This is a genomic window from Empedobacter sp. ULE_I140 (assembly GCF_053482575.1).
The window spans coordinates 1,447,509-1,470,979 of the sequence record NZ_JBQMTX010000001.1 but is presented as its reverse complement, the minus strand read 5'-3'; the positions used below and the strand labels follow the sequence as shown (position 1 = coordinate 1,470,979).

25 protein-coding genes, 1 pseudogene and 1 riboswitch are annotated in these 23,471 nt (G+C 31.4%); of the genes and pseudogenes, 13 read left to right on the top strand and 13 right to left on the bottom strand.

Going from position 1 to position 23,471, the window contains the following annotated elements; all coding sequences use genetic code 11:
• Positions 1-77 precede the first annotated feature (77 nt).
• The 5 genes and pseudogenes from ACTS9J_RS06990 to ACTS9J_RS06970 all read left to right on the top strand — a co-directional run bounded on the left by ACTS9J_RS06990 (position 78) and on the right by ACTS9J_RS06970 (position 3,307).
• Positions 78-923 carry a glycoside hydrolase family 25 protein gene (locus ACTS9J_RS06990; RefSeq protein WP_114999709.1) on the top strand — a complete coding sequence of 282 codons (846 nt, stop codon included), beginning with the start codon at positions 78-80 and terminating at the stop codon, positions 921-923.
• Positions 924-1,176: 253 nt separating this feature from the next.
• Positions 1,177-2,054: pseudogene (locus tag ACTS9J_RS06985) on the top strand (IS982 family transposase).
• Between the two features lie 76 nt (positions 2,055-2,130).
• Complete coding sequence (locus ACTS9J_RS06980; RefSeq protein ID WP_219033924.1) at positions 2,131-2,397, top strand: transposase; 267 nt, start codon at positions 2,131-2,133, stop codon at positions 2,395-2,397.
• Positions 2,398-2,420: 23 nt separating this feature from the next.
• Positions 2,421-3,041, top strand: a complete 621-nt coding sequence (locus tag ACTS9J_RS06975) for a DDE-type integrase/transposase/recombinase (protein ID WP_448353071.1) — start codon at positions 2,421-2,423, stop codon at positions 3,039-3,041.
• A complete protein-coding gene (locus tag ACTS9J_RS06970; RefSeq protein ID WP_448353070.1) occupies positions 2,978-3,307 on the top strand; it encodes an integrase core domain-containing protein in 330 nt (109 codons plus the stop codon). The genes ACTS9J_RS06975 and ACTS9J_RS06970 overlap by 64 nt, the downstream gene beginning before the upstream one ends.
• Positions 3,308-3,658: 351 nt before the next feature.
• On the opposite strand, the gene ACTS9J_RS06965 is transcribed toward ACTS9J_RS06970, so the two are convergent.
• The 10 genes from ACTS9J_RS06965 to ACTS9J_RS06920 form a co-directional block, all read right to left on the bottom strand.
• Complete coding sequence (locus ACTS9J_RS06965; RefSeq protein ID WP_286496264.1) at positions 3,659-4,912, bottom strand: MFS transporter; 1,254 nt, start codon at positions 4,910-4,912, stop codon at positions 3,659-3,661.
• 154 nt (positions 4,913-5,066) lie between these two features.
• Positions 5,067-5,729 (bottom strand): 3,4-dihydroxy-2-butanone-4-phosphate synthase, encoded by a 663-nt coding sequence (ribB, locus tag ACTS9J_RS06960; protein WP_114999705.1) that lies wholly within the window; start codon positions 5,727-5,729, stop codon positions 5,067-5,069.
• 131 nt (positions 5,730-5,860) lie between these two features.
• A riboswitch (FMN riboswitch) is annotated at positions 5,861-5,989 on the bottom strand.
• A gap of 355 nt (positions 5,990-6,344) precedes the next feature.
• Positions 6,345-6,965 carry an SGNH/GDSL hydrolase family protein gene (locus tag ACTS9J_RS06955; protein ID WP_115002005.1) on the bottom strand — a complete coding sequence of 207 codons (621 nt, stop codon included), beginning with the start codon at positions 6,963-6,965 and terminating at the stop codon, positions 6,345-6,347.
• Positions 6,966-6,971: 6 nt separating this feature from the next.
• On the bottom strand, positions 6,972-8,381 hold the full coding sequence (locus ACTS9J_RS06950; RefSeq protein WP_416410019.1) for a radical SAM protein: 1,410 nt from the start codon (positions 8,379-8,381) through the stop codon (positions 6,972-6,974).
• A gap of 46 nt (positions 8,382-8,427) precedes the next feature.
• Positions 8,428-8,661 carry a hypothetical protein gene (locus tag ACTS9J_RS06945; protein WP_114999703.1) on the bottom strand — a complete coding sequence of 78 codons (234 nt, stop codon included), beginning with the start codon at positions 8,659-8,661 and terminating at the stop codon, positions 8,428-8,430.
• Position 8,662: 1 nt separating this feature from the next.
• Positions 8,663-8,863 carry a hypothetical protein gene (locus tag ACTS9J_RS06940; RefSeq protein WP_416410020.1) on the bottom strand — a complete coding sequence of 67 codons (201 nt, stop codon included), beginning with the start codon at positions 8,861-8,863 and terminating at the stop codon, positions 8,663-8,665.
• A complete protein-coding gene (locus tag ACTS9J_RS06935; RefSeq protein WP_416410021.1) occupies positions 8,863-9,609 on the bottom strand; it encodes a prolipoprotein diacylglyceryl transferase in 747 nt (248 codons plus the stop codon). Before ACTS9J_RS06935 ends, ACTS9J_RS06940 begins: the two co-directional genes overlap by 1 nt.
• 94 nt (positions 9,610-9,703) lie before the next feature.
• The gene (locus tag ACTS9J_RS06930; protein WP_114999699.1) at positions 9,704-10,537 is read right to left on the bottom strand and encodes a 1,4-dihydroxy-2-naphthoyl-CoA synthase; all 834 of its coding nucleotides are present in this window, start codon (positions 10,535-10,537) and stop codon (positions 9,704-9,706) included.
• Between the two features lie 249 nt (positions 10,538-10,786).
• Positions 10,787-12,829: a M16 family metallopeptidase gene (locus ACTS9J_RS06925; RefSeq protein WP_448353069.1), complete on the bottom strand. Its 2,043-nt coding sequence runs from the start codon at positions 12,827-12,829 to the stop codon at positions 10,787-10,789.
• A 14-nt stretch (positions 12,830-12,843) separates the two neighbouring features.
• Positions 12,844-14,166, bottom strand: coding sequence for a M16 family metallopeptidase (locus ACTS9J_RS06920; RefSeq protein WP_313254077.1), 1,323 nt, complete (start codon positions 14,164-14,166; stop codon positions 12,844-12,846).
• Positions 14,167-14,385: 219 nt separating this feature from the next.
• Here ACTS9J_RS06920 and ACTS9J_RS06915 point away from each other — a divergent pair, with 219 nt between their 5' ends.
• The 4 genes from ACTS9J_RS06915 (at position 14,386) to ACTS9J_RS06900 (ending at position 17,953) form a co-directional block, all read left to right on the top strand.
• Positions 14,386-15,189, top strand: a complete 804-nt coding sequence (locus ACTS9J_RS06915) for a sulfite exporter TauE/SafE family protein (protein ID WP_219035008.1) — start codon at positions 14,386-14,388, stop codon at positions 15,187-15,189.
• 8 nt (positions 15,190-15,197) lie between these two features.
• Positions 15,198-15,785 (top strand): methyltransferase domain-containing protein, encoded by a 588-nt coding sequence (locus ACTS9J_RS06910; protein ID WP_291077758.1) that lies wholly within the window; start codon positions 15,198-15,200, stop codon positions 15,783-15,785.
• Positions 15,786-15,922: 137 nt separating this feature from the next.
• On the top strand, positions 15,923-17,362 hold the full coding sequence (locus tag ACTS9J_RS06905; protein WP_291077756.1) for an MBL fold metallo-hydrolase: 1,440 nt from the start codon (positions 15,923-15,925) through the stop codon (positions 17,360-17,362).
• A 78-nt stretch (positions 17,363-17,440) separates the two neighbouring features.
• Positions 17,441-17,953 carry a hypothetical protein gene (locus tag ACTS9J_RS06900; RefSeq protein ID WP_180906231.1) on the top strand — a complete coding sequence of 171 codons (513 nt, stop codon included), beginning with the start codon at positions 17,441-17,443 and terminating at the stop codon, positions 17,951-17,953.
• Positions 17,954-17,968: 15 nt separating this feature from the next.
• Here the strand turns inward: ACTS9J_RS06900 and ACTS9J_RS06895 are convergent, their stop codons facing one another.
• A complete protein-coding gene (locus tag ACTS9J_RS06895; RefSeq protein WP_448353068.1) occupies positions 17,969-19,210 on the bottom strand; it encodes a glycosyltransferase in 1,242 nt (413 codons plus the stop codon).
• Positions 19,211-19,309: 99 nt separating this feature from the next.
• Between ACTS9J_RS06895 and ACTS9J_RS06890 the strand changes: the two genes are divergently transcribed.
• Both ACTS9J_RS06890 and miaE read left to right on the top strand, forming a co-directional pair.
• Positions 19,310-19,711, top strand: a complete 402-nt coding sequence (locus ACTS9J_RS06890) for a hypothetical protein (RefSeq protein ID WP_219035005.1) — start codon at positions 19,310-19,312, stop codon at positions 19,709-19,711.
• A 70-nt stretch (positions 19,712-19,781) separates the two neighbouring features.
• The gene (gene miaE, locus ACTS9J_RS06885; protein WP_115001228.1) at positions 19,782-20,363 is read left to right on the top strand and encodes a tRNA-(ms[2]io[6]A)-hydroxylase; all 582 of its coding nucleotides are present in this window, start codon (positions 19,782-19,784) and stop codon (positions 20,361-20,363) included.
• A gap of 45 nt (positions 20,364-20,408) precedes the next feature.
• Here miaE and ACTS9J_RS06880 read toward each other — a convergent pair whose 3' ends face one another.
• Entirely contained in the window at positions 20,409-20,789 is a 381-nt protein-coding gene (locus tag ACTS9J_RS06880; protein WP_448353067.1) for a hypothetical protein, read from the bottom strand.
• 5 nt (positions 20,790-20,794) lie between these two features.
• On the bottom strand, positions 20,795-21,439 hold the full coding sequence (locus ACTS9J_RS06875) for an MgtC/SapB family protein (protein WP_280037384.1): 645 nt from the start codon (positions 21,437-21,439) through the stop codon (positions 20,795-20,797).
• Positions 21,440-21,545: 106 nt separating this feature from the next.
• On the opposite strand from ACTS9J_RS06875, the gene ACTS9J_RS06870 reads away from it, so the two are divergent.
• Together ACTS9J_RS06870 and ACTS9J_RS06865 are read left to right on the top strand one after the other, a co-directional pair.
• Entirely contained in the window at positions 21,546-22,568 is a 1,023-nt protein-coding gene (locus ACTS9J_RS06870; RefSeq protein WP_219035004.1) for an LLM class flavin-dependent oxidoreductase, read from the top strand.
• Positions 22,569-22,647: 79 nt separating this feature from the next.
• Positions 22,648-23,313, top strand: coding sequence for a DUF2490 domain-containing protein (locus ACTS9J_RS06865; protein ID WP_286496271.1), 666 nt, complete (start codon positions 22,648-22,650; stop codon positions 23,311-23,313).
• Positions 23,314-23,471 lie beyond the last annotated feature (158 nt).

Genomic DNA, 23,471 nt, shown 5'->3' with positions numbered 1-23,471 from the left:
ATAATGAAGATTTTACTTTTTTTATCATCTAAAATTGAAGTAATATTGCATAGAATTTATCTATTTCAACTACTAAAATGCCTCGTAAAAAGAAAACACAACAATCTATTTTTAGTACATTAAAAAAAATCAAACTTTCGACTTATGTGATTAGTTTACTGATTTTGTGCGTTGTTTATTTTACATATCGTTATCGTCATGGTATTCATTACTATTTTTCGGTTGTAGAAAAATCGTTGAAAGGCGAAAAATTGGTTGATGGTAAAGTCACAAAATTTGATATCCGAAATATTGAGGTGATGGATAAATATTATCTCAAAACTTTTGGTGTTGATGTTTCGCATTATCAAGGAAAAATTGATTGGACGAAAATGCATACGATTTACAATTTATATCCGATAAATTTTGCTTTTATCCGTTCTACAATGGGAACTTCGTCTATTGATGAGACTTTTGAGGATAATTGGGAAGGTGCAAAAGAAAATAATATTTTGCGTGGTGCTTATCATTTTTATCGTCCAGATGAAAACTCTACTTTACAAGCACAAAATTTTATTGCAAAAGTAAAATTAGAAAATGGTGATTTGCCTCCAGTTTTGGATATTGAAACCTTACCGAAAACACAATCCATGGATCGTTTAGTCGAAGGAATCAAGAATTGGTGCAAAATTGTTGAAGAGCATTACGATATCAAACCGATTATTTATACATCAGATAAATATTTTGAAGATTATTTACAAGATCATTTTGATGGTTATATTATTTGGATTGCCAATTACAATTTTTGGGTCCAAGAAATGAAAGGGCATTGGGATTTTTGGCAATTTACCGAAAAAGCAACCATAGATGGTGTAAAACGTTATAAAGTTGATGTGAATATCTACAACGGGACCATTGATGATTTAGAAGGTTTGACGCTTTAGAAAATTAATGAATCAATTTTACAGCTCCTTTTTCATCATAAATCAATGTATCTTTTCTTATCATTAAAATAGTATTTTCTTCAATTATAGGGTAAAAATAACAATACTCGCAATCTTCATCAGGTATCATTATACTGTCTGAGTATGATTTATTTTTATTAATTTCTACCTGTTGTGCATTTTGATTAATAAAGAATAAAGTTGTTCATTTGATTGAAAATCAGTAAATTGTTTTAACTACAAAACATTTACAATGAACAACTTACTTGCAAATTACGAAAGAATATTGGAAGTTCTACGAAAAATATCAACTGATACACTTTTAATTTATCAACGTAGAAGACCTAAACTTTTTGATTTAGAACTCATAAGTCTTGTCTTAACTGCTGAATTTATGGGTATTGATAGTGAAAATCATTTATTTCGAAATCTTCCTAATGCGTTAAGTTGTAAAATTGAACGTAGTATTTATAATCGTAGAAAACGTAGATTATCAGAACAAATTAATAGTATTCGCCTCAAATTAGCAAAAGAATTTAATGAATTTGAAAATTGTTTCATAGTTGATAGTATGCCGTTGGAAGTGTGTAAAATAGCAAGAATTAATCGCTCGAAAATTTGTAAGGAACATCAATATAGTACGCCAAATAGAGGTTTTTGTGCTTCTCAGCAAATGTCTTTTATGGCTATAAACTTCATGCTATTTGTTCTTTAAATGGTGTTTTCCAGAGTATTGATATCAGTCCCGCATCTGTTCATGACATTCATTTTTTGAAAGATGTTAAAACTCAAATGTATGATTGTTTGCTACTTGGAGACAAAGGATATTTGTCACAAACAATTCAAATTGACTTATTTAATGAAGCCAATATTCGATTAGAAACACCGAAAAGATCCAATCAAAAAGAGTATAAACCTCAGTTTTATCCATTCAAAAAGTATCGAAAAAGAATTGAAACTTTATTTTCTCAACTATGTGATCAGTTTATGATTAGACGAAATTATGCAAAGACTTTCGAAGGGTTTAAAACCAGAATTATAGCTAAAATTACTGCACTTACTGTGGTTCAGTACATTAATAAAACATACTTTAATCGAAATATTAATAATCTAAAAACCCAAATTATTTAAAATGCACAACGGGTATTGTAATCTTCCCTAAAAAACGGAACGTTTAAAAATATAGTTTATTAACTTAGGGATAATTATGAAACAAAGCAATTTTACAGAAGTTCAGATCGTCAAGATCTTATCAAAACAAAATCAAGGCAAAACAGTCAATGAAATTTGTCGTGAACATGGAATAAGCCAACCCACTTTTTATAAATGGAAGAGTAAATATGGCGGAATGGAAGCCCATCAATTAGCTCAATTAAAGGAACTAGAGAAGCAATTGTCCCGATATAAAAAAATTGTAGCAGAGCTTACTTTAGAAAACGTAGTTTTAAAAGATGTTATCGAAAAAAAGCTATAACGCCTTGTGAAAAACGAGAATTGGTGTTGTATTCAAAAGCAAAACATCAACTAAGTTCTCGCAGGGCTTGTCGTCTATTTAGCTTAAGAACATCCGTTTTTTATTATCAAAAAGTACGTAAAGATGAGGATGATAAAATACGTTTTCAATTGATAGCACTATCTAACGAGCATCAAACTTGGGGCTTTTGGATGATGCATTATCGTTTACGAAATTTAGGCTTTACTTGGAACCATAAACGAGTTTATCGAATTTATACTTCGATGAAACTTAACCTACGTAATAAACGTAAAAAAAGACTTCCTGCAAGTATTAAAGAGCCGCTTTTACGTCCGATTTATCCAAATGTAACGTGGAGTATGGATTTTATGCATGATAGTTTAGAAAACGGAAAAAGCGTGAGAAGTTTGAATATTATAGACGATTTTAATCGAGAAATTTTGAGTATTTGTATCGACACAAGTTTACCTTCAGCTAAAGTAATTTCTGAACTAGAAAAACTAATCGAATGGCGAGGGAAACCTGAGAAAATTAGAGTAGATAATGGTACAGAATTTATTGCTGAAAAACTAAAACTATTTTGTCAAAAAAAGCCATTGAATTATATTATATTCAACCTGGGAAACCTACGCAAAACTCTTTGATTGAAAGATTTAATAGAACTTTTAGAACAGATTTTTTAAATGCTTATTTATTTGAAAATATCAAAGAAATGAAAAATTATACAGAAATTTGGATGTGGATGTATAACAATGAAAGACCACATAGTTCTTTGCAATATCTTTCTCCTAGAAACTTTTTATTGAAATATGGTAAGGTCAAAAATCCTAATGATTTTCCTACATTTCAAATTAATCAAAATAATAATACAATAATATTAAATAAAAACTCTACTTTTAAGTGTTCTTAACAAGGGGAAGATTACAGTATCTGTTTATAAAATCTAAGATGTAAAAATCTTTATAGATATTATTAATAGGACTACTTCCTTCATAACATAAATAATTATGTTTAGGTTTTAAAAAGCGAATTGATTCTTTTTCGAAGTTATTCTTGATTGTAAAGTGTATCATATTATTTTCGACTTTATCAACCTTTATTTTAATTTCATCCTTATTACAACTCAACAAACCAAATCCTAAAAGTAAAAAGTAAACAATAGATTTCATTGATAATTATTTTCTTAAAGATAACAAAAAAGCGAATCAATTGATTCGCTTTACTTTATTTTAAAACCTTTACTTCTTTTTATCTTAATATTTTATTCTAAGGTTACTTTTCGAATAGGTTTGATGAAAAATGCAATTAAAATTACGGTTAAAATTGTCATTGTTCCACCAAAAATAATTCCTGGAACTAACCCTAAAAATGTTGCAGCAATTCCACTTTCTAAAGCTCCTAATTCGTTAGAAGAACTCACAAATATTGAATTGACAGATGAAACACGACCTTTCAAATTTTCGGGCGTTTTAATTTGTAAAATACTTTGACGAATTACCATCGAAATTGCATCAAAAGCACCTCCAAACATCAAAATCACAAAACATAAATACAGATTTTGACTAAATCCGAAAGATATAATGCAAATACCAAACATTGCGACTGCTCCCAATAATTTTGGTCCAACATTTCCTTTTAATAAACTTGGAATCATCGACAAGAAAAACATCATTATAATCGATCCAATTCCATGTGCTGAACGTAATAATCCAAAAGCTTCAGAACCTTGATTCAATACTTTTTCAACGAAAGCTGGTAACAACGATTCTGCTCCACCAAAGAAAACCGCAAACATATCCAAACTCAAAACAGCTAATATAATTGGCGTTCCCCAAATAAATCTCAAACCTTCTTTGATACGTATCATTGGCGATTCTGTCGATTCTGATTCTGATATTTCTGCTGGTTTTTTAGAAATTAATAATATCATCACCATCGAAATACACATAATTGTAAAAGCGGTTATCAAAGCGGCTTCAATACCAAATTTTGCTAAAATAACTCCTCCTGCCAAAGGTCCTAAAACTGATCCAATCATAAATGCAGACGAAGAAACTGGAATTGCTTTTGTGTAGTTTTCTTTACGGACAACTAAGGCTAAAAGTGCAAATAAAGCTGGTCCGCTAAAGGATCTTGTCAATCCTAAAATGAAAAATGCAAAATAACAGATTCCCAAATAAACAGGAATTCCGATTGCTTGGCGAACTGACGGAAAGTTAACAATCATCAAGACAAAAGAAGCGGTCATAAAACAACCAATACTTCGTACCAAGATCATCCGTTTATCCAATTTATCGACCAATTGTCCCGCATAAAAAGCAGTTAAAAGAATTGGTAAAAACTCGGCTAAACCAATTAATCCAAGAAAAATTTCTTTCTGAGTGACTTTAAAAATTTCGTACGCAACAGACGTACTCTGAATGAATAAAGCAAAGATTAAGGAAAACCTTAAAAATATGAATGGAATAAATTCTTTATTTTTCCAAACGGATGGAACTTTCTCCTCTGATGTCATTTTGTAATTTGAATTTTAAGTTTTTAAATGTACATTGATTTTATTCAAAATTACCTTGATTTTGGATAATAAATTTTGTATAAAATCAAAAAAAATCTTCGTGTATTTCTACCCGAAGATTTTTGAAAGTTTATGATGTATTTTATTGTTTAATTTAAGCGAATTCTAATTGTTTTTTCTCCTCTAATTGAAGACGATATTCGTAAATATCCTCAATTGTCAAAACAGTCATTTCATGTTTTTCGGCAAAATCTATAATTTGCGGAACTTTCGCCATTGTACCATCAACATTTGTCAATTCGCACAAAACTGCTTCATTTCCTAAACCTGCTAATTTCACAATATCAATACTTCCTTCTGTATGTCCTCGACGTTCCATAACGCCTTTTGGACGAGCAATTAAAGGAAAAACATGTCCAGGTCGATTAAGGTCAGTCGGTTTTGCAATTGGATTAATTGCTGTTTTTATCGTTTGTATACGATCGGCTGCAGAAACACCAGTTGTTACACCTTCTTTTGCTTCAATAGTTACTGTAAATGCAGTATGAAAACGTGAGTTATTGTTTTCGACCATAGGATTTAGCTCCAATTCATCTGCTTTTTCTTGTGTAAGACACAGACAAACAATACCGCTACATTCACGAATCAATAAAGCCATATCAGGCGCAGTAATTGTGGAAGCAGGAAAAATGATATCACCCTCGTTTTCACGATTTTCATCATCAATTAATAAAATTCCTTTTCCGTTTTGTAGATCTTTTATTGCATTTGCAATTCTTTCATTGGCTGTTGAGCCAAATTGTGTGATTGTTTTCATTTGATTTTTGTTTTATCATGAAACATCACTTCAGGGCGAAACACATTGTTAAGTAATAAGCTCAAAGTTGTGCGTCATGAGTTTTTCACTCAGAACTTAACACTTATCACTCATGACTTTCAGTTGTGTTCAATTTTCTTCTCTCATCCAGACTATACTGTCGGTTTTGGAGTTTCACCAAATCAGTCCAATAACAGTTGTTAAAGGAGTCGCGGACTATAACCGCCGGTAAGGAATTTCGCCTTGCCCCGAAGAAAATTTCGTTTGTTAATACTAATTTTTTATTTGAAAAATTACCATAAACTTTCGCGAACAAAGTTACAAAACCAAAATGAGTTATTTATAATGAATAAAGATTATTTTGTTTACTATCAATAAAAACCATATCTTCATTAAAACACTAATAAAATGAAAAACAAAGCATTAAGAATAATTCTGAAAATTGGTTATTACGCTTTATGCGGATATTTAGTTGGATTATTAATTTCTTAGATCTCACCAACTGGAACAAGCCAAAACGCACCATTTACATGTATAGCTGGATCAATGACTTTTTTATTTTTTAAAGATTATATCATTCCATATTACAGAAGTCAAATTCAACAAAAATAGATTTTACAAATATTTCTCTACAATCGGTTTGATTTGATTTGCGATAAATTGATATCCTTTTTCATTTGGATGAATACCATCTTTTGAAAGAAATTCTTCTTTAGTTGAATTAAAACGTGAGAAAATATCAATAAATTCTATTTGATTTTGAAGTGCTAATTCTTTTAGCTTTTGATTGTATAATTCAATTTTTTGAGTCGTACGAAATTTACGTTTAGGAACTTTTATTCCATCAACCGTTTTAGAGATTGGTAAAATACTTATCACATAAATGTTAACTGTAAATTCTTTTGCTTGAGAAATTACTTCAAAAAGATTTGATTCAAAATTAACAAGAGAAACCAATTCTAAATCATTTCTTTCAGCTAAATCATTTGCGCCATAAAAAAAGAAAATTAGATTTTCGTCAGGAGAAAAGCGCGCTTTTGTCTCAACTTCAAATCGTTTCATTAAACCTTCTGTTGTCTCTCCTCCTATTCCGAGATTAAAACAATTGACTTCGTTTGCATTGTTATTATAAAACTCAGCATGGCAATAACGTTTCAAAATTTCTACATAACCTCCCAAAACCCCGTCATATTCGCCGTAGGTAATACTATCTCCAAAAAATAAGCAATTTGTCATCATCATCTAAAACAACACTTTATCCTCTTTTCTCAATTCTTCTAAATAAGCAGCTTTTTCGTCACGATAAAATAAATTCATTGTTTCGAATGGAATTAATTTCAAATCTTTGTTGACGATATGTACGCAAGACTTTTTAACAGCACGAACATCAAAATCATGTGCATCCATAAAATTCATAATGATTATTCGGAACAAATTATCGTAATCTAAATCCAATTCGGGCGCACAAACTTCTGGTAAACAACAAAGTAATTGATTCATTTTTGGTTGCACTTTATCAACCGAAATTCCTGTACTAAAAATGTCTAATAATTGTACTTTCAATTGTTCATCTTGTTCGTAAACAATTGTATTTTTCGATTCGTTATTCAACAAATCCGCTGGAATTATATAACGTGTAAGCGGAATTACCTCATCATTCAATTTCAGCATATAACCCATTGCTAAAGCATCCGGATTACAAGGAACTGGAATAATATCATCTGAATTTAAAAGTGGATATTGATCAATAATTTCTTGACGAACTTCCGTTAAGGTAATTTTTTCATGAATAGAGTCTTCTCTGTTTCGGCCTGCAATTTCTACAGGTTGAAAAGTAACTCCACGTACACATTTTTGTTTTAAAGCAAAATCGATGATTTTTCCAATTTCATCCGTATTTTTATCTTTTTGAAGAACAACAACCAAAGTTGTAGAAAGATTTAATTCATTCAATTTTTCTAAAGCTTTCATTCGAACATCTGTCAAATCTTTTCCTCGAAAATCTTCTAAAACTTCTTTTTTAAATGAATCAAATTGTAAATAAACTTCAAATTCTGGTGCATAAGTTGCTAATTTTTCTGCAAAACCTGGATCATTCGCAATTCTAATTCCGTTTGTATTCAACATCAAATGTTTAATTGGTTTTGATTTTGCAATTTCCATAATCTCAAAAAATTGTGGATGAATTGTTGGCTCTCCGCCACTAATTTGAACCACATCGGGTTCGCCTTCATTTTTAACAATGGTATCAAACATCGCTTCTATTTGCTCTAAACTACGATGAGAACCGTAATGTGGCGATGACATGGCGTAACAAGTAGGGCACGTTAAATTGCATCGATCCGTCACCTCAACAATTGATAAACACGAATGTTGCTCGTGATCGACACACAAACCACAATCGTACGGACAACCATATTCTACATCTGTCTCAAAATGCAAAGGCATTTCTGATGCTTTATTGTAATTTCTTATGTTTTTATAATAATCGACATCCGTTGCTATTTTTGTTTTGAAGAAACCATGATCTGGACAACGTTTTGTCATAAAAACATTCTCGTCCTCGATAATAATTTTTGCACCAACACGTTTTAAACATTCTGGACAAAGTGAAATTGTATAATCGTAATACGTGTAATTTCTAACCGGCATAATATAAGTTTTAAGTAGATTTAAGTTTTAATGAAAGGTACGATGTTTACATAGATCCACAAACCATTCCTGAAATAATAAGTGTAACCAATGCACACATTCCAAAAATCATTAAATAGTATTTTGAAGATTTACTTTTTCCAGAAATAGAATTTATGATTAGCGAAATTACTGTTCCAACAGCGCCTCCAATAAGTGCAATTACTGCTAAAATTGCTATAATAACATAAATAAAATCGTTTCCAAATCCTCCTTCTGCAAATATTACTGAATATATCATATTAGTTTCCAATTAAAATTAAGCCACAAATTGAACACGAAGCAAGTAAAATCCCTATTCCCCAAACCATTAGTTTTAGAGACATTTCTACACTTTCTATCTCATTTTTATTCTTTGTAAATAAGTACAAAATAAAACCTGCTACAGAAAGTACAGAACCAATAAGAAGTAAAATAAAAACAATTGTAAATAAAGATTCCATTAGTTAGATTTAAGTTGTGATAACTTAAAGATATAATAAAAAATAACACCAACACAAGTAATTTGAATAGAACTTAATCCTAAAAAAATGGGATGTATTGGTTTGATAAAATCTAAACAGAAACGAAACACAAAATAAGCCAGCATAAAGATTTGAAACAAATATCCAGAAGGATAAATATATTTTTTCTGAACGATTTTTAAAACTATCCAAAGCAAAATAAGGTAAACAATTTCGTACAAAGCAACTGGATGACGTAACAATCCATCGCCTAAATCCATTCCGAAAATAGATGTTGTTTCTATTCCATATGTTTGTTCATAAACGCCTGTTAAAAAGCAACCAATTCGTCCAATTATCATCGCTAAAATCAAAGGAAAAGTAATCAAATCGCCTGTACTTTCTTTGTATCTAATTATCTTTTTTGTGAGTTCTACACCAATTAAACCAAAGGTTAAACCACCTATGATTGTGTTACTTGTCCAGAAAAAGAGAAAAGGATTTTCTGCATCCAAAAGAGCTTGCGGATTTTCTAATGTTCCAATTATTTTAGAGCCCAAAAGCGCTCCAATTAATGCGCCTATAATTATACTAAACGATTGTGTTGTCGATAAACTTGATTTGTTTCGTTTTCGTAGAAATGCATAATAACGCATCGCAATAAAAATTCCGAGCGATTCGAGAATAGGATGAACTAAGACTGAGTGTCCAAAAATTTCAATGGATACAGGAAAATCTATTATCACAAATTAATTAGGTTTTGAGTAAAAGTAATTGATTTTATAGAAATAAAAAAAGCGATGTTAAACATCGCTTTTCGTTTATATTTTGAAAATTTTCTTATCTAAATTTTGAAAAATCTCTTGGACGTTTTTCTAAGAATGCATTACGACCTTCTACAGCCTCTTCTGTACCATATGCAAAACGTGTGGTTTCTCCTGCAAAAATTTGTTGTCCAACTAAACCATCATCTACCAAATTGAATGCATATTTCAACATTTTAATTGCTGTTGGCGATTTTGTTAAAATCTCTTGTGCCCAATCAAAAGCAACTTGTTCTAACTCGTCATGCGGAACAACTAAATTTACCATTCCCATATCGTAAGCCTCTTGTGCAGAGTAATTCAATCCTAAGAAAAAGATTTCACGGGCACGTTTTTGACCAACTTGTTTTGCCAAATAAGCCGAACCGTAACCACCATCAAATGAAGCTACATCTGCATCAGTTTGTTTGAAAATCGCATGTTCTTTAGAAGCCAATGTCATGTCACAAACCACGTGCAAAGAATGTCCTCCTCCTACTGCCCAACCATTTACAACGGCTACAACAACTTTTGTCGAAAAACGAATTAAACGCTGAACTTCTAAAATATTCAAACGTCCAACACCATCTTGTCCTTCATAACCTTTTGCACCACGAACGCGTTGATCACCTCCAGAACAAAAAGCCCAACCACCATCTTTTGCAGATGGTCCTTCTCCTGTCAATAAAATTACACCAACTTCACGATCTTCTTCTGCTAATTGAAAAGCATCTAATAATTCGAAAACAGTTTTTGGGCGAAATGCATTACGAACTTCAGGACGATTAAATGCTATACGCATTACTCCATCACATTTCTTGAACGTGATATCTTCGTACTCCTTTACCGTTTGCCAATTGATTGTTGCCATTATATATTTTGTTTTTTGATTAAAAATTTCTCAAAAATAAGATTTATTCATTTTTAAAAAGAATTTTCAGTTATTAATCTCAAGTTTTTCTACGCAATTCTAGCATACGCTGATCTATAATCTCTTGATACTCTTCTTTAATTACCTTATTTTTTGCGCTAAGAGGTTTTATTCATCATAGTGGTATAAAAAAAGACAATCCGAAAAATACGAATTGCCTTTTAATTTGAAAAATATTTAAAAGAATTGTTATTTAAAATCTGCGTCAGAAACGTTTTTATTAATTTCTACTGATTCAATTACTATTTTAGCTGTTTGAGGTCCAGCTTCTGTTAAAATTTCTGTTGGCATTAAAATACCTTCAAAAGTTTTATATCCTTTGTTTATCGTCGTCGCAATCATTTCTCCTTGTGGAGATTTCATTTTTTGTTCAGACTTCATTAACAAGCCAGTTTTTACATCATAATAATCTGTACGAGAAATATCAGCAGCAACAACTTTGTAATATTCAACTCCGTTTTCAGAAACGATTCCTTCTACTTTAGCCGTTTTATAACCTTCTGATAATGGTACAAACAAAGAATTTGTTTTCTTTAAAGGTGCTGTCAATTCAGCTGGTAAGTCAAATTTTTGTCCTTGTATAACAAATCCTTTTTCACCATCAAAAGCTTGTGTAACATTCATTCCACCTATACTCATAACCGTAATAGACTTGTTTGGAGCTAAATCCTTTTTTGTATAAGTTCCAGACATTCCCATCATCTCAATTTTTCCTTTTTGAGCAATCGATTTTACAGCTTTCACTTTGTCCGTACCACCAATAGCTTTGAAAAAATTATCTGTAATTTGAGCAACTGAAACAGTTGTAGTTTTTGCACCAGAAGTTGGTTTATCAGTTTTATTTCCGAAAGAATCGTAGTAATTAACTGAGTAACCTAGCTTTTCTAAAGCTGGAGCAATTTGCTCTAATTTCCCTGTTACATTGATTTTTGCTTGATCTGGACGGAAATATTTTTTCGAAACGCGTAATACATCATCAATTGTTACAGCATTAATATTTTTGATGTAATCTGCATAAAAACTATCTGATAATTGATTTGTCTTTTTCATTAAAGCTTGGTTAGCAACCGTAGAAGGACTTTCTAAAGTCAAGATAAAGTTTCCTAAGAATTTTGCTTTTACATCATTCAACGTTTGTTGATCAATTTTGTTTAACGTCATTCCTTTAATTTCTTTCATCGTCTCAACGATAGCAGAATCCGTCACTTCGTTACGAACAGTTGCATTAGTATTGAAACGTCCAATGTAACGAGAATCAGAAACTCCACCACGTGCACCATATGTCCAACCATGCGCTTCACGAAGATTCATATTCAATTTCGAATTAAAATCGCCTCCCAAAATAGACGACGCAATTAACGCTGCATAATAATCTGGATCTTTCTTTGTCAACTGAACTGGATACGAAACTGAGACCACAGATTGCACTGCGTTAGGCATATTAATCGCATTTAATTCCGTTTTTGTAACTTCTTCTACTTTTGGAAATGCTGGAATATTTAATTTTCCTGTTTGCCAAGAATCAAAGTTTTTCTCCGCCAATGCTTTTACATCTTTTGTCGAAATATCTCCAACAACAATCAAATAAGCATTGTTTGGTTTGTAGTAGGTATTGTAGTAATCCTTCACATCTTGCAATGTAATTTTCTCAATTTGGGCTGGTGTATCAAATTCTGAGAAAGGATTATTTTTTCCATAAACTAATATATTCGAAACGCGAGATGCTGCTGCTTCTACAGATTTTTCATTCGACTTTAAACCTTCGATGTAACGTTTTTTAACATCAGCAAATTCACTTTCAGTAAAGTTTGGATTCATAGCTCCATCTGCCATATAACCAAAAATCTCGTTGAAATACTTAGTTAAAGAACTTGCAGAAGCTCCTTCTTCCCAAAAATTAACGCGAGCTCCTAAAAACTCAATACGTTTATTGAAATCATCTTTAGATTTTGTTTTTGTTCCTGTTCCCAACATTTCGCCCAACAAAGACTCTGCTCCTTTTTTTGCACCTAATGCATATGGAGGATTATCGATTGTTAATGTAGCAGAAACTCGTGGTAATTTATGATTTTCAACAACGATAACTGTTAAACCATTTTTTAATTTGAATTCGTTCGATTTTCCTAAATTAACCGTCGGTGCTGGACCTGGTTTTGGCATTGGAATCGCCACTTGCGCATTTAAGCTAACTGCCATAAAAGCGATTGCAAGAGATAATATTTTTGTTTTCATAATTCGGTTGTTTTTTATTTTGCAGCTTTTTTAGATTCTGGTAAATAATGAATAATTACACGTTGGTTTATGTTTAGATACTTTTTAGCAACATTGCGAATATCTTCTCTTGTTACAGATTGATAAACCTTCAATTCTTCGTTGATTTTATTTGTATCTCCGCCCAACATATAAGCATCCGCTAAAGCATGTGCAATGTTTTGAACACCCGATTTTGAAGCCACAAAACTATTTTCAATTCCATTTAAGATTTTTTGGTAATCTTCTTCAGAAATCAAATTTGTTTGAACTTTTTCTATATCTTGTTGTAAATCTCCTTCTAATTTATCCAAAGAAACTTCTCCTTGAGGTAAAATTCCGATTGAATAAATTCCGTAATCTTCCATTTGACGATTGAAAGCAAATATTTGTAATGCTTCTTTTTTCTCGTCAACATATTTTTTATATAAAACTGATGATTTTCCACCTGTTAAATAGCTTGATAACATTTCTAATGCATAAGCATCTTTTGATTTGTTATCTGGCGTACGATAATTAATCGCCAATAAAGGAATCTGAATATTTGCATCATATTCTGTTCCACGAATTTCTGATGTAATTGGATCTTCCTTCACAACAGTTTTCACAACATCTTTTCCTCTTGGAATTACACCAAAATATTTCTCAATTAATTTCTTTGCTTCGTCTTTATTAAAATCACCCGCAACAACTAATACAGCATTATTTGGCACATAAAAAGTTTGACTAAAGTGTTTGAAATCGTCTAATTTTGCATTACTCAAATCCTCAAAAGAACCAATTACACTCCAACGGTAAGGATGTTTTTTGAAAACATGAGGATTAACCGCTTCTCCGTACGAAAATTTACCATAAGGTTGATTGTCTAAACGAGAACGTTTTTCTTCTTTTACAACTTCTTTTTGTGTATCGACGCCAATTTGATTGATGATTGGTTGACGCAAACGATCAGATTCCATCCATAATCCTAATTCTAAATTATTTGATGGAAAAGTTTCGTAATAATATGTTCTGTCCGTTGTTGTATTCGCATTGTTAGAACCTCCATGAGAAGAAACAATTTTGAACCATTCACCTCTCTTAATATTCTCTGTTCCTTCAAATAATAAATGCTCAAAAAAGTGTGCAAAACCTGTTTTACCAACTTGCTCATCTTTCGAACCTACGTGATACATAACACCTGTTGTAATAACTGGAGCAGAATTATCTTGATGAAGGATAACATGCAATCCGTTTGCTAGAGTATACTCATCAAATTTTATTTGCTGACCAAATAATGCTGATCCTGCAAATAAGATAGACATAAAAATTTTCTTCATTTAGTATTTTTTAAGTTTTTATCTATTATGCTTATGTAACATTAGTAGCAGTTTTTTTGAAAATGTTACACCAAATTTGCATAATAATTAAAAAAAGTAAAATAATATACGTCTATTGATTTAGTAGGCATTTGTATTAATTTACAACAATATTTCATAATATACCTATAGTAATTGTTATTGTATTTGCTATAGATTTGTAAAAATCGAGAGAAAAAAATGGATTTTATAGAGTTTTTTGGTTTTGTAGGTGCCTTCTTCATCGGACTAATTATGGGAGTTCTTGGTGGTGGTGGATCTATTTTAGCCGTTCCTATTTTAGCGTATATTTTTCATTTCGACGAAAAAATTGCTACTGCTTATTCATTATGCATCGTTGGATCGACAGGATTGATTGGAGGAATAAAGCAAGCTTCGCAAAAAATGGTTGATTGGAAAGTCGTTTTTCAATTTGGATTACCAGCTGTTGTTGGAATTACATTGGTTCGTGCATTTTTAATTCCTGCCCTGCCAAGTAATTTATTTTCTATAGGCGATTTTATCGTCACACGTCGAATGGCAATGTTTGGTTTATTCGCTATTCTGATGGTTTTCGCAGCTATTTCTATGTTAAAAGGGAAGAAAGAAGAACAAATTAATCAGAAAAATGATAAGCTAAATCCTCTTTTATTAATTCAAGGATTTTTAATCGGAGGATTAACAGGAATGGTTGGTGCTGGCGGTGGTTTTTTGATTGTTCCGGCATTAATGATGGTTGCAAAATTAGATATGAAAAGAGCTTCGGCAACTTCGTTGGTAATTATTGCCATCAATTCACTTATCGGATTTTTTATTGGTGATGCTTTACACATCAAAATTGATTGGAGTTTTTTGAGTGTTTTCATTGGAATTTCTATGGTTGGAATTCTTGTCGGAACCTACATCAACAAATTTTTACCAGTACAATTTCTAAAACGAACATTTGCAATCTTCATTATTTTAATGGCAATTTTTATGTTCATCGAAGAATTTATAATTCAATAATTTAAAGTATGGAACTGAACGAAAATTTTTGGAACGATAAATACATCACAAATCAAACTGGTTGGGATTTAAAAGCTCCTTCTACTCCACTAAAAGAGTATATCGATCAATTGGAAGATAAAAATATCAGAATTCTGATTCCAGGTTGTGGAAATGCTTACGAAGCAGAATATCTTTTGGAACAAGGTTTTACGAATATTACATTGATTGATATTTCGGAAATTGTAGTTGAAAAAATCAAAGAAAAATTTAAACATAATCCCAATATCAAAGTTCTTCATCAAGATTTTTTTGAGTTAGATGGTGAATTTGATTTGATTTTAGAACAAACTTTTTTCTGTGCGTTAGATCCAAAATTACGTCAAAGTTATAGCATCAAAATGAACGAACTGTTAGCCGAAAACGGAAAATTAGTTGGTGTATTATTCAACAGAGAATTCGGAAATAACACGCCACCTTTTGGAGGTGATAAAACTGAATATCAGACGTATTTCAACGATTATTTTGATTTCAAAGTCATGGAAAATTGTTACAATTCTATTCCGCCAAGAGCAAAAACTGAATTATTTATTAATCTAAAAAAGATTGCCAAATAACCTATGATTTCATTCATAAATTTTAGGCTAACTATCAATCTTATTTGAGTTTAAATAGAAGAAAAGTATCAGAATTCATCCATCAGAGGAAAATTCTAAATTTAAATATTTGTATTTTTACACACTAAATCATTCTTATGAAAATTGAACAAATTTACACCGGATGTCTTGCGCAAGGTGCTTATTATATAGAAAGCAATGGTGAAGTTGCAATTATTGATCCGTTGAGAGAAATACAATCTTATATCGATCAAGCGACAAAAGACAATGCAAAAATCAAATACATTTTCGAAACGCATTTTCATGCAGATTTCGTTTCAGGACATGTAGATTTGGCGCAAAAAACTGGTGCTACAATTATTTATGGTCCAACTGCGGAACCAAATTTTGATACACATATCGCAACTGATGGCGAAGTTTTTTCTTTAGGAAATATAACTATTACAGCTTTACACACACCAGGTCATACCATGGAGAGTACAACGTATTTATTGAAAGATGAAAACGGTAAAGATTATGCAATTTTTACAGGAGATACTTTATTTATTGGTGATGTTGGTCGTCCAGATTTAGCTCAAAAATTAAATACAGACTTAACGCAAGAAAAATTAGCTGGTTATTTATTTGATTCTTTACGAAACAAAATTATGCCTTTAGCTAATGATATTATCGTATATCCTGCACACGGAGCGGGTTCTGCTTGTGGAAAAAACATGAGTAAAGAAACTTTTGATTCGCTAGGACATCAAAAAGAAGTGAATTATGCTTTGAATCCTTCTATGACAAAAGAGGAATTTATTACTGAATTAACTTCAGGATTAATGCCTCCTCCATTCTATTTTCCAGAAAATGTAATGATGAACAAATTGGGTGTTGAATCTTTGGATGTAGTGAAAGAACGTGCGAATAAAGCTTTATTTCCAGACGAATTTATGCAAGTTGCGGAAGATACAAATGCGTTAATTTTAGATGTTCGCGATCCTCAAACTTTTGCAGCTGGATTTATTCCAAACTCCATCAATATTGGAATTAGAGGAAATTTTGCACCTTGGGTTGGTACATTAATCACAGATATCAAACAACCAATTTTGTTAATTGCAGAAATTGGTGAAGAAGAGGAAGCGGTAACACGTTTGGCTCGTGTCGGATATGACAATGTAATCGGATTTTTGAACAATGGTTTCCAAGCTTGGGTTGAGGCTGAAAAAGATTTCGATGAAATTGTTTCGGTTTCTCCAGAAGAGTTTGTAGAGTTAGTTGATGAAACTGAATTAAAAGTTTTGGACGTTCGTAAGCCAGGTGAATATGAAACTTCTCACGTAGAAGGTGCAATTACAGCTCCTTTAGATTTCATCAATGAATCTATGAAATTAATCGATCCTGAAGAAACCTATTTAGTACATTGTGCAGGAGGATATCGTTCAATGATTTTCTCTTCAATTTTACGCGCTCGTGGTTACGAAAATTTGATTGACGTTGCTGGAGGTTTTGGTAAAATAAAAGAAGTTGAAGGTGTTAAAATTGTAGAAGGAACTTCGCCTTGTCAATCAGGAAATAATTCTTGTTCAACGAAATAAACAATTTATTTTAAATAATAACGTTATAGCCTTGGGATAATCAAGGCTTTTTTTATATTCGTCATCTAAATTCATCCAATGAAAAAATTGTTATTCATCGCCTCTCTTTTTACATGTATTACCGCTTTTGCTCAACAGAAAATACATGGAGCTGAATCGTTTGCGTTAACTATTCCAAAAGATTTTCAACGTACAGTTGGGTTAAATGATTATGCAACTATTCAATTTGAAAGTCTTGCTCCAAAGCCGAATTCGTATGGATTTGTGATTTTTGAACACAAAGATGAATTAAAATTGGCAGATTCTAATTTGGATATGATTGATTATACGCTAAATTCTATCGAGCCATATAAAACACAAAAAGGGTTTAATTATATCAAAAAACCTTATGTTGCCTACGAACAGGGATTCAATTATGCTTATACCGAATTTGAAACAAATGATCCCGAATCTGGACATATTTATTTCTTGCAAACTGTAATCGAAACGAAAGAATTTGTCTATCAGATTTTACAATATTGCAGTTTCGAAAATCAAGAAATAATGAAAAGCGATTTTGTCAAAATTGTAAATAGCTTCAAAGTAGAATAATCAACAAAAACCACCCTATTTCGAAAGGTTTTTGTTTTTCTGTTCAATCCAAAGTGACATATATTTTGTACTTTGATGATGATGATGTTGCAAAATTTGACCAATAAAATTTTGATTTCGATGTTGGATTAAATTTGCTTCAATCGATTTAATTTTCTCTAAAAAATCAGCTTCAAATTTATTTTTATTGTAATTCTCGTTCAGAATTTTGATTCCATTTTGTTGAGCAATTTCCCACTCTTTCTCATTATTGTAAAGCAAAATAGCTTTCTCCACAAACGCTTCAAAATCATCTTCTACAAAACCATTCCAATCAAAATTATCTTTCATTGCTTCTGCTCCAATCGTAGTCGTAACCGAAGGAGTTCCAGTTTGCATTGCATCCACAAACTTTCCTTTTACACCAGCGCCAAAATTAATCGGCGCCAACAAAACTTTGTAATTTGACATCGTTTCTTGCGCATTTTCTGCTCTACTTTTGATCAAAAATCGTTCGGAAGGATTATTTAATTGCAAAACTTTTTGCGTTGCATAAGCACCATAAATATGTAATTCAGCTTTCGGAAGTTTCTTTCTCAAAATTGGCCAAATTTCTTTTTTTAAGGTCTGAACACAATTAAAATTAGGTTCATGAATAAAATTTCCGATAAACATAAAATATTCTCTTTCTTCAAAACTTTTCCAAGAATTAATTTTTTCTTCTGTAATTTCATTTTCTAAAAAAGGCAAATAATACAAGATTTTTTCATCAATTTTAAATTGATTTTGTAGAATTTCTATTTCCTTTTTCGAAATCATCAACGATAAATCACAGCGTAAAATAGACGCTATTTCTCGTTTTGCTAAATCAGAAAACAATAAATCTTCTGTAAATTCTATTCCTTTTTTAGCTGCTTCTTGTCGCGCATTTCGTAGAAAATGTAAATCTTCTGTGTCCAAAATTTTCAATGCATTTGGACATTCTTTCGAAACTCGCCAACCATATTGTTCTTCAATCATAAAACGATCAAAAAGAACAATTTCAGGATTTAATTGTTTAATAAAATTATCAAAACTTTCATCATTTAACTGAATTACAACTTCTTTTATTCCTTTCAAAATCAAATCAAAACTATAAACAGATTTTGAAGCAGCGCAGGCAAAAGTTATCTCAAATTCAGCTTTTTGGAAACAATCAATTAACTGAATCATTCGAGTTCCTGCCGCAGAAGAAGTTGGTTCTGGCCAAACTTGACCAATGATTAAAAGTTTTTTCATCCCACAAAATTACACTTTCTGTTTCTTAATTGGAAGATTAAATATTATACACCCAATTTGGCTTATTTTAATGTAAATTTGCAGCTAAAATTATATAAAATGTCTTATCAAACTGTTTTTGAAGAATTTTTCGGGCAAGTAAAATCAAGTATCAAAGAAGGAACTTTTGCAAAACTTACAATGGCCAAAACTATTGGAGATACTGATCTTAAAAATATATTTGTTCGTTTACATCTTTTAGAAAATAATGAGTACAATTTTGCCTTCACATTTCGTTATAAAACCGAAGAAGTTGAGCAATTTCATAGTGTTGAACAGACTTTTTTAATTTTGAGTTCTTACATCAAAAATCCATTTACAAATGCTTTATTATTTACAACTGAAAAAGATTTGATTTTTAAAGTGAACAAAAAAAATGCAGCAAGTTTGACGGAACAAGCACCAACTTTCAAACATGCATCGGATGTGATATTAGAAATGATTGAAAAGAAAATCATTTAATAGACGATTTTTCACATTCAATCTTTAAACAATATAATTTCGTAAATTTGGACTTAATATTTTTCGAAAAATGCTTGGATTAAAACTTTTGACAGACCCACGTTGGGCTGATATTGCGGAAAGAAATTTAGAAGAAATTTTAACAGATCATGCGTGGTGTGAACAAAAAGCGGCGACAAACGCGATTACCATGATTGCGTATAATTCTGAACATGACGAATTTATTCAGGAAATGTCGGATATTGCAATCGAAGAAATGCAACATTTCAAAATGGTTGTAGAAATTATCGAGCGTCGTGGATACAAATTAGGTCGCGAGCGAAAAGATGATTATGTTGGTCAATTGATGAAATTTTGTAAAAAAGATGGTTCTCGAAATATGGCTTTTGTTGATCGTCTATTATTTGCAGCGATGATTGAAGCAAGAAGTTGTGAGCGTTTCAGAACATTATCTCAAAATATAAACGACGAAGAATTAGCAAAGTTTTACTATGATTTGATGGTTTCGGAAGCGAATCATTACACAACTTTCTTAAATTTTGCTCGAAAACTTTCAACTGATGTTGATGTGGACAAACGTTGGAAAGAATGGTTGGATTTTGAAGGAAATTTGATTCAATCTTACGGAAATAAAGAAGCTATACACGGATAGAATTTAGATAATAAAAAAGTGAAATCAAGATTTGATTTCACTTTTTTATTCGACATAAATCAATCGACAAGGAACGTCCAAATCTTCCGTCAAATAATAACTACAACACAAGCGATGATAACCATCTGCAATGATTAATTCGTTCGCAGATCTTACCAACAAAATTGGAGAAAGCTTTTTATTTGCTTTTATTTTTTTGAAATTCTCTTGAACATGTCTATTTTCCAAAGGAAGCAAACTCAATTTACTCGCTCTAAAAATATCTTTGGATTTCTTGATGATTGTTTCGGCTTTCGATAATTTATTTGTAAGTGAAGTAGCTATATCAGGCTTAAAAATTAATTCCAAATAATCTTGCGCAGCAGGAAAATCGTGATCTTCCGGTTCATCTAACCAAATATTTTTGTCATCTGTTAGGTTTTTCATGCTAATTAAAATTGATAGGTTTTTATAATTTTATCATCTAATAATTGCTTCATCAACATTTTATGTTGTTTACTTTTACCTCTAACCAACCAAGTTGTAGAAACATTTCCATCTGTAGCATGTTGCTTAGCAACCGAAAATTTTAAATCAAATTTTTTAAATAATGTTTGACAATATTCATATTCCTCTTTCGACTTTGTCAGAATTGTATAATATTTAATTTTATGGTAATCATCAATATAATTTTGAAGATAAGTTAATCCAACCAAAATAATCAAAACGATAACACTTCCCAATAAACCTAAATAAACATACCCCGCTCCAATACACATTCCCAACGATGCAGTCGCCCAAATAGTAGTTGCGGTCGTAATCCCTGCAACTTTATTATCGTCCTTAAAAATTACTCCGGCTCCTAAAAATCCAATTCCCGTAATGATATTTGCAGCCAATCGATCAGGATTTCCTACTCCAATTCGGATCGAAAGAATTGTAAACAAACAGGAACCAAAACTAACTAAAATGAATGTTCGTAAACCGGCAGATTTGTTGCGATATTCTCTTTCCGTACCGATCAAAACGCCAATTATAATCGATATACAAATTAAAATCAATTCATTTTGAATCGATTTCGCTAAAAATTCTTCCATAACAGAATATATAACATTAAATATACAAATTTGATCTTTTATTAACTATCCTATATCAATTTAAATCTAAAATTCTATACGTAAATTTGACTAAATCTAAAATAGTATGGAATTAGGAATAGGAATGTTTGGCGATCTACATATTGATCCTAAAACTGGTTATACACAAACTCCTCAACAACGTATGAGTGAGATTATAGAAGAAGTAAAATTAATGGACGAAATTGGATTAGATTTCTTTGGAATTGGAGAACATCATCGTCCTGATTACGCAGTTTCTTCTCCAGAAATTATTTTGGCTGCTTTGTCTACAGTTACAAAAAATATTAAGTTGGGAAGTGCCGTTTCTGTCATCAGTTCTACAGATCCCGTAAAGTTGTATCAAGATTTTGCTAGTGTTGACAATTTATCGAATGGTCGTGCTGAAATTATGGCTGGACGCGGTTCATTCATCGAATCTTTTCCTCTTTTCGGTTATGATTTAAACGATTACGATGCTCTTTTTGATGAAAAACTTCGTTTACTTTTAGATTTAAATAAAAACGAAGTAATCAATTGGCGCGGAAAATTTAGAATGCCAATTATTAATCAAAGTGTTTATCCAAAGCCTGTGCAAGAAAAACTACCTATTTGGATTGCTGTTGGCGGAACAAAATCATCAATTGTACGTGCTGCAACATTAGGTTTACCTATTATTTTCGCGATTATTGGAGGCAATCCTGCTGATTTTAACTATCTGTTCGAAATTTATAAACAAGTTTATATCGAAAATGGTCATGATATTAAAACGATGCAAATTGGCGTTCACATGCACTCTTTTTTTGGAGAAGATAGCGAAAAAATTGCAGAAGAATATTTTCCAATTTATGGTGCACAAATGAATAGAATTGGAGCAAGTAGAGGTTGGCCAAAATATACAAAACCACAGTTTGACTATGGACGTTCTACAAATGGACATTTGATTGTTGGAGACGCTTCTTTAGCGGTTGATCGTATTTTGAAATATCAGGAAATGTTTGGTTTAACTCGTTTTTCTGCACACATGGACGTGGGAGCGCCAAATCACTTGGATATGATGAAATCTATCGAAATTTTTGGAAAAGATATTCTACCAAAAGTGAAAATGTAACAAAATAAATTTAATTTATAATGACAAAAGACACGATTCGTTTTCGTGTCTTTTTTTATTTTTCGTTAAAATTGAATGAATGAAGAAAATATTAGCCTGTTTTATTGTTTTAGCCAACTTCGGTGTGCATGCACAAGAAAGTAATTTTAGAACTTGGAATACCTTAAATATCAATCAAAAAATCAATAAAGATTTTAATTTTCAGTCGGATATACAATATCGTTCGTACGAAGATTTAGATCAGTTACAACAACTTTTGATTCGTGGAGGAATTGGTTACAACTTAACCGAAAATAACAATACAATTTTAGCTGGTTACGCCTACATTCAAAACAGAACTCCTACTGCTACAGACGATTATGCTCATAGTCACGAACATCGTTTGTATCAACAATTCAATACAAAACATGCTTTACAACGTTTTAATTTCGCGCATCGCTTTCGTGTCGAAGAACGCTTTTTAGAAAATGATACACAATTTAGATTTCGTTATCAATTGACTGCAACTGTTCCGCTAAATAATGCCAAATTAATCGAAAACACGTGGTATTTGAAAGCGTATGATGAGATTTTTCTACAAGCTGTAAAAGATAAAACGTTTGATAGAAATCGACTTGGTTTAAGCTTTGGTTACGTTATTTCGCCAACTTTTAGTTTAGAAGCTGGTTATATGTTACAAAGTCTTAAAGCATCTCATACCGATCATTTGATGATTGGATTGACAGTTAATAATCTGATAAAATAGTCTTATCTTGGTTAGGATAATTTACACTTGATTATATGAAAGTCAAGCTAAATGGAAAAACAAAAGTAAAATGCACTATTTTTATTAATTACTAATATAATTAATCTAATCAATAATTTTAATTACTTCATAAAAAAATAAGACCTCTTTAGTCGAAA